This is a genomic window from Lactobacillus sp. N54.MGS-719 (assembly GCF_000980505.1).
Classification (GTDB): Bacteria; Bacillota; Bacilli; order Lactobacillales; family Lactobacillaceae; genus Lactobacillus; species Lactobacillus amylovorus.
The window spans coordinates 1-14,527 of the sequence record NZ_LARO01000033.1 but is presented as its reverse complement, the minus strand read 5'-3'; the positions used below and the strand labels follow the sequence as shown (position 1 = coordinate 14,527).

The following is a 14,527-nucleotide window of genomic DNA, read 5'->3' as shown; positions in this document are numbered from 1 at the left end:
AACGACCACTTTCATCATCTACCACGAACCATGCATTTTCTAATAGCTTATCTTCATTTCCTACAAATAAATTACAATTTTCAAAAACTGTCTCACTCATTGTTTATTCTCCTTATTTAGTCACATATGTATCTCTGAAATTGAAGTTGCCGGCTGTAAAACCAAGGTTATGAACATTTTCTCTAACCATCCAAGCCTGCCCATCATGATAAAGTGGGGTTAGTGGTTGCTCATTATCCAGAGTCTCTTCGGCCTTAACTAAATCAGCTAAACGTTTTTGTGGATTCATTTCATCATTTGACGCATCAAGATATTGATCAAATTTTTTATTGGACCATTTACCAAAATTATAATTTTCACCAGTTTTCATAGTAGTTAGCATGGAATTTGGATCATTATAGCTAGTAGTTAAACCGGTAAAGTCGACGTCATACTTACCATTAAGCATATTACTTACCCGCGTGGTCTTTGGCATCGATTTAACATTTACAACCATCTTTTTGCCAAAAGTACTCTCCAGCTGACTTTGTACATATTCCATGACCTTTTTAGAAACATCATCATCGTCCCCAGCCAAGGTAAATTCAACTTTTGACTTGCCCAATTCCTTTAAAGCCTGAGCATAGAGCTTTTGCGAGGCTTTTTTATCATAATTAGTGTATTGGCTGGTGGCATTAGTTTGAGCAAAGTATTTATTGAAATTCTTGCCGTTAACCATTTCTTGCGGACCGGTAAAGGTTGTCGCTGGAGTATTAGCTCCGCCAACTGTAGCAGCTAACACTTTACGATTCAGTGCCATTGAAACTGCCCGACGTAAGTTAGCGTTGGCTAAGTCCTTATTATTGGTCAGACTATAAGTTAGATATTCCGTCCGATCAAGATTAAATACCCGGTAGCCTTTTTGGTTCTTTAATTGCTTCGAAGCCTGTGTATCTAAAAATGCTCCATCCAACTTTCCTGATTGATAAAGGTTGTAATCAGTTGATGGCGTCTTTTGCACGCTGTAGTTAACAGTATCAAGTTTTACATTTTTCTTGTCCCAATAATAATTATTTTTCTTCAGTTTCCAGGATAAGTTCGTACCAGTCCAGCCAGTGCTTACGAATGGCCCGTTATAAACCATATATTTTGAAGCGGTGCCGTATTTTTTGCCATATTTTTGAACCGCCTTTTTGTTAACTGGATCCCAAGTCGATGCTGTCATCATTTTGAAGTATGGGACGGGATGGGTCAGGTGAACCACTAGTGTATGCTTGCCTTTTGCCTCAACACCAAGCTTTTGCGGTGAAACTTTTCCAGCGACAACCGCATCAGCATTTTTCACTGCCTGATAGATATTTTGTTGCTGCGAGCGCGTTCTTGGATCAAGCATTCTTTGCAGTGAATAAACAAAATCTTCGGCGACTACGGGATCGCCATTACTCCACTTAGCGTTCTTTCTTAAAGTAAAAGTCCATGTCTTACCATCCTTACTTGCGGTGGATTTAGTGGCCACGCCAGGTTTGATTTTACCCTGATTATCCAAGCGGTTTAAACCTTCAAAAACATTGTCAGCTTGTTCACCACTGGTAGTATCGACCATTTTATTTTGATCGAGCGTTTGGATTTCAGAAGTCGTCATCCAAGAAAGACTCTTATCATACTTTGTACTTGCTGATGAATTTGAACAGGCACTTACACTAACAGCCATGCCTGTCATTGTCATACCGCCAGTTAATAATTTTAACCATTTTTTCATAATAGAATCCTCATTCCTACAACTCCTTAGCTTGAATCGGATAAACAAAAAACGCCCTACTAGATCAATTTGATCTAATAGGGCGTTTTCACGCGGTACCACCTATTTATTCATCAGCCAAAAACACTGATCTCATGCACGTGCGGCCCACTAATAAAATAGTGAGCGATACGTCGCCGCTGTAAAGGGCGGGCCCTGAAAGTACTACGTATTGCACTTTCGGCTCAAAGGTGATTTTCACGTAAGATTTAGTTATCTTCTTTCACCACAATGAAGACTCTCTGCGAACTTTATCTTAAGTTACTTGCCTTTTCAAAGCTAAATGATTTATTTATTGGAAATAATATTATCACATTTTAATAAATCGTCAACACATTTTTAATATTATTTTTCATTTTCTTTGAAAATTAATGTGTATCATTCATAATCAACCAAATCTGAAAGTGGATACCTAGTAGTGGTAATTTCAGGCTCAGCCTTTGGATCATGCTTACCAATAGCAATTGCCATTACTGGTACATATTGTTTAGGATCAAGTCCCATCACAACTGCAGCCTTTTTAGCATCATAACCTGCCATTGCATTAGTATCGTAACCATGTTCGCGTGCAACTAGCATAAATTGCATAGCAGCAAGAGATGTATCGACCATTGAATCAGCCACTAGCATTTCTTGTGGTGCTTTTTCATAAAGTGGCATGAAGGTGTTAAGAGCAGCTTCCATCGCTTGTTTGGTTACCTTTTTTTCTTCATACATCGTGTGCCACAATTGACTGTACTTCTTGTAAGCTAAAGTATTACCAAAGAATAGAACTATAGCCGAGCTATCATCAACTTGTGGGAAGTTAAAAGGCATAAAGTATTGGTGCAGCTTCTCTCTACCCTCTTTTGTATCAACAACTATGAATTTCCAGGCTTGCAAATTGCATGCGGAAGGAGCAGTGATAGTTTCTTCCAGTATTTCATTCATTTCTTCATGACTAATTTTTATGGATGGATCAAATCTACGTACTGAATGTCTTTCAGTCAAAATTTTATGAAAATCATTATTTACTATACTCATTTTTTAAGCCTCCATCGTTATTTCTTATCGCTTACATCACTAGTATAAAGCATATTAGTCATAATGTCGCTCTTATATTATTGAAAAAGGCGTAAACAAAAAGGATAAATAACTCCCTTTATTATCTAGATATGTACTATAATAATATTAGATTTAGCTAATGAAAGTTAGCTATTTCGATGACTACATTTTCATCTCTTGATATAGTCACGTTTTTCCAAACATCCTAGTGCATTGGAAATAATGATGCACTTGTTCGCATATAAAAAGACCACTGATTTATTCCGTCAGCGGTCTTTTTATTTATACTATATTCACAGTTAAGTGATATTATTACATATTCTTGAAATGTCATTCACCCTCTTACCATCCAAGACAAGCGTGTCAGGCAACAATTTTCTCAACTCTTCCACGCCACGTTCTGGGGTACTCAAAAGGAAGTTAGACATTTCGCCTAGCTTCCTTATTTATTGATCTAAATTCGAGGGAAAGAAATAGGATTTGTTACTTGGTTAAGACTTGGACATCCCATCCTTTCATTGAACTCTTAGCTTTTTCACCAGTTAAGATGTCTTCATAATCCGCAAATTTATTTGGCAATTCTCTTTCTTCATTGCTCATGTTAAGCACGAAGTAAAGTTCCTTGCCATCTGCTGTGACACGCTTAGTTACTTCAAGCTTATGGCTGTCGCAAACTAATGATTCAACTCCAGTTTCAAGCACAATGTGGTTGAATAATTGTGTCAAACCTTGGTGACCTAACTTGGTTCCAACGTACCAAGCCTTGCCTTTTCCATAATCATTTTCAGTAATCGCAGCAGTGCCAGTGTAAAACTCATCAGCGTAGCTTGCCAAAACTTTGGCCTTATTTGGATGAATCAAATCACACATTAAGCTGGTTTCGTATTCCTTGTCATCCATCTTAACTCTAACTTTTTGACCTGGAACCATTGCGTCGCTTTCTTCAACCCAGATGCCGGTGACATCTTTCAATGGACCAGGATAGCCGCCAAGGTAAACATTGTCAGTTGAATCAACCATACCTGACATGTAGGTAGTAACGAAGTGGCCGCCCTTTTCAACATAGCTGTTGATCTTTTCAGCTAAACCTGCTTTAACCATGTAAAGCACTGGTGCAACAACCAAGTCATAGTTACTAAAGTCATCATCAACACCAATAATATCGGTTGGAATGTTGCGTTCATAGAATTGACGGTAGTAGTCCAAAATTGAGTCAACATAATTCAAATCTTGAGTAATGCCATCAACATATTCGTATGACCAGAAGTTGCTCCAATCAAAGACAATTGCGACTTTAGCTTTAGTCTTTGAACCTAAGATTGTTGGACCAGCCTCCTTTAATTTTTGACCCAAATCAGCCAATTCACGGAAGGCTCTAGTATCAGTTCTTTGTGAATGAGCAATAATTGCACTGTGGAATTTTTCGGAACCACCCACTGCTTGCTTTAATTGGAAGAACTGAACAGTGTCAGCACCGTGAGCAACAGCTTGCAATTCAGTTGCGGCCATTTGACCTGGACGCTTTAGTGGACTGTAAGATTGCCAGTTAACTTGTGAAGGTGCAGATTCCATTAACATAAATGGTTGATGCTTAAGGCTTCTCATTAAGTCATACAAGAATGCTGGCTTATAAGCAGGTGCGTCGTAAGTTGGATAACTATCATAGGAAATAATATCTTGATCCTTGGCCCACTTTTGATAGTCAATCATCTTGTTTGGTAAACTGTGGAAGTTAGTAGTTACAGGCGTTTCAGGATCGTACTTCTTGATGACTGCCTTTTCCATCTTGAAGAGGTTTTGCAAACTTTCGGATTGAAAGCGCAAGTAGTCGATTGAAAGGCCAGCAACAATGGTTTCGCTACTTTCTGGACCCCATGCATCCCCCAACTCGTTTGGAACAACAATTTCATCCCAGTCATAAATCGTGTGACTCCAAACATTCATGTTCCAAGCCTTGTTGAGCGCACCCAAGGTCTTGTATTTGTTTCTCAACCAGTCACGGAAGGCATTTTGACAATTTCCACAGTAGCAGTTGCCACCGTATTCATTGTTCACGTGCCAAACTACGATATGCGGATTGTCAGCGTAGTGCTGGGCCAATTTTTCAACTAACTCACTATCCAGTCTTTGATAATTCTTGCTGTTCGGACAGAAATTGTGCCGCTGACCAAAGACGTGACGTCTGCCTTGGTAATCAACTCTTGCGATATCCGGATACTTTTTAAACATCCAGGCTGGCATTGCGGCTGTTGCCGTACCCATCACAATATCAAAGTTTGCATCAGATAATTCTTGAACGATCTTGTCTAATTTAGAAAAGTCATAGACTCCTTCTCTAGGTTCAAGAACTGCCCAAGAGAAAATATTAATTGTAGCTGAATTTAAATCTGCCTTTTTAAAGACCTTAATGTCTTCAGGCCATGTTTCTTCTGTCCATTGATCGGGATTGTAGTCCCCACCATAAAGAAAACGTGATAATGTTTTTGTCATTTTTAAGCCTCTACTTAAACTGGACTTCTACTACTTCATCACCGTGTTTTACAGTAGAACCTGCTTTAATTGGACTAGCTTTTTTAATTCTACCTGGTTGAGTGTAGAAGGTAATGATCGTATCCTTGTAGCCATTCTTAAGAGCCAAATCACGATCAAATTCTAGTAATAAGTTGCCCTTCTTGACTTCTTGTCCATCATCATAATACGTTTCAAAGCCTTCACCACGCAAGTTTACTGTTCCAAGACCAACGTGGACGACTACTTGCAAGCCATTATCTGAGACAATCTCAAAGGCGTGTTTTGTACCAAAGGTAAATCTAATCTTACCATCGAATGGTGCATAGATCTTGCCGGCACTTGGTTTGATTGCGAATCCCTTTCCTGGGAATGGCTTACCATCTTCATCGACGACGGAGGACATTTGCATCAATTCACCATCGGCTGGTGCGTAAATCTTTTGCTGTCTAGGTCTTGCTTTAGTTGAATCGTCTTTTTCGATTTCACCTTCAGCAAGCTTAGTCTTCAATTCTTCAACAACTTCGGCGTGTTTCTTTTCGGTCAAAGTTACTTTGCTTAAGAACACGATGATTGAAATCACAGCTAAGATTAAAGGAATATATAAGGCCATTGTATTAAAAGTGCTGATATCGTGTGCTGTCATGTCGGCAGCAGTTGCGGCACCTGTCATACCAGCTGCAATAGCTACATATCCAACCAAAGCATTAGAAACAGCACCAGTGAATTTATCGATCATTGGACGAACTGCCAAAACGACGGCCTCGTTTCTTTGACCACTCTTAAGCTGACCATATTCAATCGCATCAGTTAAGGTCAAAACAGTTACTAATTGAGCAAAGTTGATGTTGAATAAAACCAACCCTAAGTCCATTAACACAACATTATCACGGCAGAAAATGAATAAAAGATAAGCACAGATCATGCAAGTTTGACCTGCAACAAACAACCATTTTCTTGGAATGTACTTATTTAAAACTGGGAATAATGGACTGACACAGAACCCTACAATCGTTGCAGCAAGCCCTACAACCCAGAATTCGCCTGGTTTACCAATGACAAACTTGTACAGGTAGAACAAAACCCCGTTAGTAATAGTGTTAGCAAGTGAAAAGACTAAGTAGGCTAAACTCGGCCAAAGAATTTGATCGTTATGGAAAATAGCACTGAAGACTTGAGGCAAAGTAGTTTTCTGCTTGGCTGAATTTCTAATTAAATTGTGCTTTTCTTTAGTACCTAAGCAAACAATAATGGCACAAACAATTGCTAAAGCTGAAATTACGGCCGCAAAGGCAAGCCAACCTGGTGCGCCTTCTTCATGTTTACCAGTAACTGCATAAGTTACCCCAGTTACTAAAGGAACGACGATAATTGCTAAACCGTTCCAACCAATAGCACCTGAAAAGGCACCCAATGAAGTATAAATACCACGCTCATGTGAATCTTCACTTAAAGCCGGAACCATACCCCAATATGAAACATCGGATAATGAATAGAAGATATCAAAACCAATGTAGATAATTACGAATAAGATAGCGAAAAGAATCCAATTGCTTTGCGCTAAGCCAAAGATTCCAGTAAATAAAATTAATAATAATACTGCACTAACTACAGTACCCAAGAAAATCCATGGCTTAAACTTTCCCCATCTTGTTTTGGTATTATCAACTATGTTGCCCAAGATTGGGTCAATAACCAACTCGACAATTCTAATCACTACCATTAAGCCAGTGATTAAACCAATCAATTTATCAGCTACTGATTGCTCTAGCCCACTGAACATTCCGCTAGTAATAAAAATAATAAAGTATGTACTCATTACACCATAAAAAGCTGCGTGTCCTAAGTTACCCAGACAGAATGATGCATAGGAAATTATTTGTTTCCCTGAATTTTTATGACCGTTTGTCATAATGCTTCCTCCTAAATCGTTATCATCTGTAATCGTTTACATATCTGAGTATACGCTTAGTATCAGTTTTGGTAAATTATTTATTTAATATAACTAAATTATTTACTTATAGTAAAAATAAAAGAGAATGCTATGCTTCAGCATTCTCTTTTCAAAATATTTAAAATAAAAAATTTTTATTTACTAAAAAATTTACTCGCCTTTAGGAATAAAGCTTTTACGTACCACCAAGTTAGTGTTCATATTCACATCAATATGCGCACGATCAGGTTGAATAATTAAATTGGTCAGCATAGTTAAAGCTAAATCAATCATTTCCTGCTGGTTGATGTTGTAAGAAGAAAGTGGTGGTGATACGTACTTCACTACATTACTGTTATTGATACTCAAGATTGCGGTATCTTTTGGTACGTTAATATTTTCTTCGTTAAAGGCCTGTAAAACACCGACTGCTAATGTATCAGAAGCAATTAAAAATGCATCTGGTAAATTGTTCTTGTACTTCTTTATTACTTCTTTGCCAAGCTTATAACCATTTTCAACGCTGAATGGTCCTGAAACGAACATGTTGCTGTCATCTTTTCCGCGAACCTTCATATATTCCGCAAAGGCAACGGAACGTGGATCATTTTCTTGAATATGATCATGCTTAGGGCCAACACCACCAATAAAACCAATCGATTCATAGCCGTTTTTAATAAACAAATCAATAGCATTCTTAACTGTTAAAGTTAAGTTAGGTCTAATTGAATCGAACAATTCGGGAGCTGGATTAGTATCAACAAACACCCCATTTGGTAAAACTTCATGCAATTTTACCAACTCAGCATTTTCGATTGGCGCTGCTCCTACTCCAATAAAACCTTGGAACAATGAGGCATTTTCAATTAAGTCAGCCGCATTATAAAAGGTCTTCATCTTCATTGATTCTTGCTTAACGGTTTCTACCAAGGCTTGCTTTAAAGAAGTAAAATACTCATCTTGCAACTGTTCTTTATGGTTAGTGCGGTAAAGAAGCGCAATTGTAGGCTTAATTTCCTTTTCTTGGTGGTCTTTCCAATAACCAAGCTTATTAGCAATTTCTAAAATTTTATTTTTGGTATCTGCAGTAATTGATAAGTTAGGATCATTATTGAGCAACCGCGAAACAGTCGCAGAAGAATATCCCGACTTTTGTGCAATTTCTTTAATAGTTGTCATAATTATTTCTTTCCCATTTACTAATATTCCTGTCTTTATTATACAAAATATTTATTTAATTCCAATAAAGATCAATTTTATTCAAAAATATTTTTCTCGAGATTTGTCAATTAATTTATTTACTTTTAATTACTAAATTATTTATTTATTTGATAAATTATTTAATTTAGTGTTATAATAAAACCGTTTTCAAAATATATTTTTTATAGAAACTAGGTCTTATCATGAAAGCAAATATCAAATGGCTTGATGATCCCGAAGTCTTCAGGATTAATCAACTGCCAGCTCACAGTGATCATCCCTTTTACAAAGATTACCGTGAATGGCAAAACCACAGCAGCAGTTTTAAACAAAGCCTCAACGGTGCCTGGCAGTTTCATTTTTCAAAAGATCCTCAAAGCCGGCCCATTGATTTTTACAAACGCAGCTTTGACTCATCTTCCTTTGACACCATCCCCGTTCCTAGTGAAATTGAATTAAATGGCTACGCCCAAAATCAATACACTAACATTCTGTATCCCTGGGAAAGCAAAATCTATCGTAAACCTGCCTACACCCTGGGGCGCGGCATCAAGGATGGCGATTTTAGTCAAGGAAAAGACAACACAGTCGGTTCATATCTTAAACACTTTGACTTAAATCCTGCTTTAGCCGGCCATGACATCCATATTCAATTCGAAGGCGTTGAACGGGCCATGTATGTCTATCTCAACGATCACTTCATCGGTTACGCCGAAGATAGTTTCACACCTTCCGAATTCGATCTTACACCTTACATTCAAGCAAAAGACAACATCTTAGCTGTCGAAGTCTTCAAACACAGCACTGCTTCCTGGCTAGAAGATCAAGATATGTTTAGATTCTCCGGTATTTTTCGTTCAGTTGAACTCTTAGCCTTACCTCGGACTCATCTAATGGATCTAGATATCAAACCAACTGTTGTTAATGATTACCATGACGGTGTCTTCAACGCTAAATTGCACTTTATGGGTAAAACCAGTGGCAATGTCCACGTCTTAGTTGAAGACATCGATGGCAAAACTTTGCTTAATAAAAAGTTGCCACTTAAATCAACCGTTGAAATTGAAAACGAAACTTTTGCCAATGTTCACCTATGGGACAACCATGATCCATACCTTTATCAATTAATCATTGAAGTTCATGACCAAGATGGCAAATTAGTTGAACTTATTCCTTACCAATTTGGTTTTAGAAAAATTGAAATTACCAAGGATCATGTGGTTTTGCTTAACGGCAAAAGATTAATCATCAACGGCGTTAATCGTCACGAATGGGATGCTAAGCGTGGCCGCAGCATTACCCTAGCCGACATGAAGCAAGACATTGCTACCTTTAAACACAACAACATCAATGCCGTTAGGACCTGCCACTATCCAAATCAAATTCCTTGGTACTATCTCTGCGATCAAAACGGAATTTACATGATGGCGGAAAACAATTTGGAGTCCCACGGCACCTGGCAAAAGTTAGGCCAAGTTGAAGCTACTTCCAATGTACCCGGCAGCATCCCCGAATGGCGTGAAGTCGTCGTCGACCGTGCCCGCAGCAATTATGAAACCTTCAAGAATCACACTGCAATCTTATTCTGGTCACTTGGCAACGAATCATATGCCGGCAGCAACATCGCCGCTATGAACAAACTCTACAAAGATCACGATTCTTCTCGCCTCACCCACTACGAAGGCGTCTTCCATGCACCAGAATTTAAGAAAGAAATCTCAGACCTTGAAAGCTGTATGTATTTGCCACCTAAAGAGGCAGAAGAATATCTCCAAAATCCTAAAAAGCCACTTGTCGAATGTGAATACATGCACGACATGGGTAACTCCGACGGTGGCATGGGCTCTTACATCAAGCTAATTGATAAATACCCTCAGTACATGGGCGGCTTTATCTGGGACTTCATCGATCAGGCTTTGCTTGTGCATGATCCAGTCAGCGGACAGGACGTATTGCGTTACGGTGGCGACTTTGATGATCGTCACTCCGATTATGAATTCTCTGGCGACGGTTTAATGTTCGCAGACCGCACACCCAAACCAGCAATGCAGGAGGTTAGATACTACTATGGCTTACACAAATAATTTACACGTCGTTTATGGCGAAGCTAGTTTAGGAGTCAATGGTCAAGATTTCGCCTATTTATTCAGCTACGAGCGTGGTGGCCTTGAATCTTTGAAAATCAAGGACAAAGAATGGCTTTACCGCACGCCTACACCAACTTTTTGGCGGGCGACCACCGATAACGATCGCGGTAGCGGCTTTAATCAAAAAGCAGCCCAATGGCTAGGAGCTGACATGTTCACTAAATGTGTGGGTATTCACGTTCAAGTTGACGATCACCAATTCGACGAATTGCCTGTCGCTCCAATCAATAATCAATTTAGCAATCAGGAATTTGCCCATGAAGTAAAAGTGGCTTTTGACTACGAAACTTTAACTACTCCTGCAACCAAAGTCAAAATCATTTATAATATTAATGATGTTGGTCACATGACGATTACCATGCATTATTTTGGTAAAAAAGGCTTGCCGCCTTTGCCTGTTATCGGCATGAGATTCATTATGCCAACCAAGGCTAAAAGTTTTGACTATACTGGCTTGTCTGGTGAAACCTACCCTGACAGAATGGCTGGAGCAGAACGCGGAACTTTCCACATTGACGGCTTGCCAGTTACTAAGTATCTTGTACCACAGGAAAATGGGATGCACATGCAGACTAATGAATTAGTCATCACCCGTAATTCTACGCAAAACAATGCGGACAAAGATGGCGACTTTAGTTTAAAGATTACACAAACTAAGCAGCCATTTAACTTCAGTTTACTGCCATACACTGCAGAAGAATTAGAAAATGCTACCCACATTGAAGAGTTGCCATTGGCTCGTAGAAGCGTATTGGTAATCGCAGGAGCTGTTCGCGGCGTAGGCGGCATCGACAGCTGGGGCTCCGATGTAGAAGAGCAATACCACATCGATCCTGAGCAAGATCATGAATTCTCATTTACGCTAAATTAATTTGAAGAATTTATTTTAAATGAGTAAATAGTTTACTAAATAATGTGTTATAATGTAATCGATTTAAGTAAAGACTAATAACCAATTAAAAAAGGAGTAAACATGAAAGTTTTAGTTATCGGCGGTGCCGGCTATATCGGCTCACACGCTGTTCGTGAATTAGTTAAGGAAGGCAACGATGTCGTTGTTCTTGATGCTTTGTACACCGGTCACAGAAAAGCCGTTGATCCAAAGGCCAAGTTTTACCAAGGCGATATCGAAGATACCTTCTTAGTTTCAAAGATTTTACGTGATGAAAAGATCGATGCTGTTATGCACTTTGCTGCATATTCATTGGTACCTGAATCAGTTAAGAAACCACTTAAATACTACGACAACAACGTTGCTGGAATGATTTCACTTTTGAAAGCAATGAATGACGCTGGTACTAAGTACTTAGTCTTCTCAAGTTCAGCCGCTACCTACGGCATCCCTAAGAAGTTGCCAATCACAGAAGACACCCCACTTAACCCAATCAACCCATACGGTGAAACCAAGATGATGATGGAAAAGATCATGGCCTGGGCCGACAAGGCTGACGGCATTAAGTACACTGCTCTTCGCTACTTCAACGTTGCTGGTGCTTCAAGCGACGGTACAATCGGTGAAGACCACGCTCCAGAAACTCACCTTATTCCAAACATTTTGAAGAGTGCTATTTCTGGTGATGGCAAGTTTACCATCTTCGGTGATGACTACAACACTAAAGACGGTACTAATGTCCGTGACTACGTTCAAGTTGAAGACTTAATTGACGCTCACATCTTAGCTTTAAAGCACATGATGAAGATCAACAAGTCAGATGTCTTTAACTTGGGTACTGCTCACGGCTACTCAAACCTTGAAATTTTGGAAAGTGCTAAGAAAGTTACCGGTATCGACATCCCTTACACTATGGGACCACGTCGTGGCGGTGACCCTGACTCACTTGTTGCCGACTCAACTAAGGCAAGAACCATTTTAGGCTGGAAGCCAAAGCACGAAAATGTCGACGATGTAATCGCAACCGCTTGGAAGTGGCACAAGAGTCACCCAAAGGGCTACGAAGACAAGTAATAAAGTAAATTAAAATAAAATCTAACCCTATCTTTTTAACTATTTCTATTTTCTATTATCAAAAAATGTCAGTCCGATCAACTGGCATTTTTCTTTGGCACAAATTCTGGTACAGACCATTATTAATTTGATATTGTATAATAGTTGATGAAACAAATGGCGGAATTTTATGACAAGTATTAGAGACATCGCTAAAATTGCAGGCGTATCCCCTGCTAGCGTTTCGCGAATCTTAAACAATGATCCCACCTTTCATATCAACGAAGCTGCACGTGGTCGTGTAATCGAGATTGCCAGAAAGCTAAATTACAACAAAGCCGACAAAAAGCGCGGACCAAAACAACCTGATTCTTCCCTTTCAATTGCTTTAGTTATGCGCTATGGCAACATGCGTGAATTCAACGACCCCTACTTTTTGAATATGCATAAAGGAATCAACGAAGAAGCTAAAAAATGGCACTTACGCGTTGAACAGCCTTGTCAACTACCCTAGACTGAAGTCTAGGGCTTAGTGGCTCGTTAGCTTGCGCTAACCAGAACACCAACTTGCTTAGATACGGACTTGACTTACCAGCAATAGTCTTTTGACTATTGCCGATAGAGGTCGTCTAATTACCAAAGCCTTTTAAGTCCGCGAGTTGCTAACGGACTGCAGCCTTTCTAGGCTGCTTTTTTTATTTTAGGATTCTGCCACTTGCTTAATCCTTTTTCTAAGATGTTCACGGCCGCATTCCAATCACGAATATGGGGCATTCGACAAATTGGACAAGTCCACTCCCGATCCTTAAGGGTTAATTTCTTATAACCATTTTGGCCCATAATACTGCCACAAGCATGACAGCGTTGAGTAGTATATTTAGGATCAATTGTTAGAAATTCTTTACCATATAGATCTGCCTTATAAGCCAGCATATTCAGGAAACTACGCCAGCCGACATCAGAAATTGATTGCGACAAGGCATGATTCTTTAACAGGTTTCTGTTTCTTAATTCCTCGGCAACTACTAAATCGTGGTTTTTGATTAGTGCAGTTGAGAGTACTTGTAAAAAGTCATTACGCTGTCTTCTGATCTTATCGTGCAGTTTAGCGACTATTAGACGCTGTTTTTGATAGTTTTTTGCTAGCCGCAAATTGCATCCTTCTTTTTTTGCCCGGCGCTGCCTGCGAGACAAGACACGTTGGGCATGGGCCAGCTTCTTTTTGGTTTTGCGATAAAATCGTGGATTAGCGACCATTGCTCCGTTAGATGCTGTTAGGAAGTTATCTAAATTGAGGTCAATGCCAATTTGACTTTGTGTTTTAGGTAATTCCTTAACAAAAGCAGTATCGCTGCCTAATTGCATAGACAGGTAGAACTGGTCATCAGCGGTCTTTTTTATCGTGACTGTGCCAATTCTAGTTGGAATCTGCTTAAGCAAGCGCTCTTTAATCAGTTTTCTAAAACCAGCAATGCGGACAATTCCCAGCTTAGGCAATTTAATATGTTTAGCATCAATAAATCTAGCTGTCCCGTTATCAAGATAGGCTTCTGACTGCTTAGGATATTGACAGTTGGTCTGATATGACCAGTCGCTGCGTTTTTTGTGAAAAGTCGGAATTCCATGACCAATCTTGCGATAGTTGTTCCAAGCTTTCTGATAATTTTGAATGGCGTTGGCAAGAGCGAGGCTATCAATTTCTTTAACACGCAAAAAGCTATAAGTATCACGAATATTCCTTGGCTTATCCAATAGTTCGCTATTAGTGACTACTTCTTCTGCCAACCTAGTCTCATAATTATTAAGAATAGAAAAGGCAAAAGGCATTGCTTGATATTGTCTAACAGCTAAGTAGTGCTTAGCATGATAATTGCTCCGATTGCGTCCGACATAAGAGTTGTAGACAAAGCGCTGCGCATCATAGTTTAGTTTAATGATTTTCTTTTGCTTAGAACTAGGATAAAAGCGAAGCT

General features: G+C 39.2%; 10 protein-coding genes, 1 pseudogene and 1 other annotated feature. Of the genes and pseudogenes, 4 read left to right on the top strand and 7 right to left on the bottom strand.

Annotated features, from left to right (window positions below):
- From WS44_RS06640 to WS44_RS06615, 6 genes and pseudogenes are all read right to left on the bottom strand, one after another.
- A pseudogene (locus tag WS44_RS06640) lies at positions 1–100 on the bottom strand (PepQ protein); the annotation flags it as partial.
- Between the two features lie 12 nt (positions 101–112).
- Complete coding sequence (locus WS44_RS06635) at positions 113–1,738, bottom strand: peptide ABC transporter substrate-binding protein (protein WP_013438358.1); 1,626 nt, start codon at positions 1,736–1,738, stop codon at positions 113–115.
- 75 nt (positions 1,739–1,813) lie between these two features.
- Positions 1,814–2,063 (bottom strand) — a binding site (T-box leader).
- Positions 2,064–2,155: 92 nt separating this feature from the next.
- The gene (locus WS44_RS06630; RefSeq protein ID WP_046433778.1) at positions 2,156–2,800 is read right to left on the bottom strand and encodes a nitroreductase family protein; all 645 of its coding nucleotides are present in this window, start codon (positions 2,798–2,800) and stop codon (positions 2,156–2,158) included.
- A 504-nt stretch (positions 2,801–3,304) separates the two neighbouring features.
- Positions 3,305–5,311, bottom strand: coding sequence for a beta-galactosidase (locus WS44_RS06625; protein ID WP_046433776.1), 2,007 nt, complete (start codon positions 5,309–5,311; stop codon positions 3,305–3,307).
- 10 nt (positions 5,312–5,321) lie between these two features.
- Positions 5,322–7,241: a PTS sugar transporter subunit IIA gene (locus WS44_RS06620; protein ID WP_014566044.1), complete on the bottom strand. Its 1,920-nt coding sequence runs from the start codon at positions 7,239–7,241 to the stop codon at positions 5,322–5,324.
- Positions 7,242–7,433: 192 nt separating this feature from the next.
- Positions 7,434–8,441, bottom strand: a complete 1,008-nt coding sequence (locus tag WS44_RS06615; protein ID WP_046433774.1) for a LacI family DNA-binding transcriptional regulator — start codon at positions 8,439–8,441, stop codon at positions 7,434–7,436.
- Positions 8,442–8,665: 224 nt separating this feature from the next.
- Between WS44_RS06615 and WS44_RS06610 the strand changes: the two genes are divergently transcribed.
- The 4 genes from WS44_RS06610 (at position 8,666) to WS44_RS06595 (ending at position 13,068) form a co-directional block, all read left to right on the top strand.
- On the top strand, positions 8,666–10,546 hold the full coding sequence (locus WS44_RS06610; RefSeq protein WP_046433772.1) for a glycoside hydrolase family 2 TIM barrel-domain containing protein: 1,881 nt from the start codon (positions 8,666–8,668) through the stop codon (positions 10,544–10,546).
- Positions 10,530–11,480: a beta-galactosidase small subunit gene (locus WS44_RS06605; RefSeq protein WP_046433770.1), complete on the top strand. Its 951-nt coding sequence runs from the start codon at positions 10,530–10,532 to the stop codon at positions 11,478–11,480. The genes WS44_RS06610 and WS44_RS06605 overlap by 17 nt, the downstream gene beginning before the upstream one ends.
- Positions 11,481–11,582: 102 nt before the next feature.
- A complete protein-coding gene (galE, locus tag WS44_RS06600) occupies positions 11,583–12,575 on the top strand; it encodes a UDP-glucose 4-epimerase GalE (protein WP_013438365.1) in 993 nt (330 codons plus the stop codon).
- A gap of 169 nt (positions 12,576–12,744) precedes the next feature.
- A complete protein-coding gene (locus tag WS44_RS06595; RefSeq protein WP_013642269.1) occupies positions 12,745–13,068 on the top strand; it encodes a LacI family DNA-binding transcriptional regulator in 324 nt (107 codons plus the stop codon).
- A 167-nt stretch (positions 13,069–13,235) separates the two neighbouring features.
- Here the strand turns inward: WS44_RS06595 and WS44_RS06590 are convergent.
- Positions 13,236–14,527 (bottom strand): RNA-guided endonuclease TnpB family protein (locus WS44_RS06590; RefSeq protein WP_046433769.1); only part of this gene is annotated, 1,292 nt, incomplete at its 5' end.

Coding starts and splice junctions, on each gene's coding strand:
- WS44_RS06615 (WP_046433774.1), bottom strand. CDS start 8,441: ATGACAACTATTAAAGAAATTGCACAAAAGTCGGGATATTCTTCTGCG.
- WS44_RS06595 (WP_013642269.1), top strand. CDS start 12,745: ATGACAAGTATTAGAGACATCGCTAAAATTGCAGGCGTATCCCCTGCT.
- WS44_RS06610 (WP_046433772.1), top strand. CDS start 8,666: ATGAAAGCAAATATCAAATGGCTTGATGATCCCGAAGTCTTCAGGATT.
- WS44_RS06630 (WP_046433778.1), bottom strand. CDS start 2,800: ATGAGTATAGTAAATAATGATTTTCATAAAATTTTGACTGAAAGACAT.
- WS44_RS06620 (WP_014566044.1), bottom strand. CDS start 7,241: ATGACAAACGGTCATAAAAATTCAGGGAAACAAATAATTTCCTATGCA.
- WS44_RS06625 (WP_046433776.1), bottom strand. CDS start 5,311: ATGACAAAAACATTATCACGTTTTCTTTATGGTGGGGACTACAATCCC.
- galE (WP_013438365.1), top strand. CDS start 11,583: ATGAAAGTTTTAGTTATCGGCGGTGCCGGCTATATCGGCTCACACGCT.
- WS44_RS06635 (WP_013438358.1), bottom strand. CDS start 1,738: ATGAAAAAATGGTTAAAATTATTAACTGGCGGTATGACAATGACAGGC.
- WS44_RS06605 (WP_046433770.1), top strand. CDS start 10,530: ATGGCTTACACAAATAATTTACACGTCGTTTATGGCGAAGCTAGTTTA.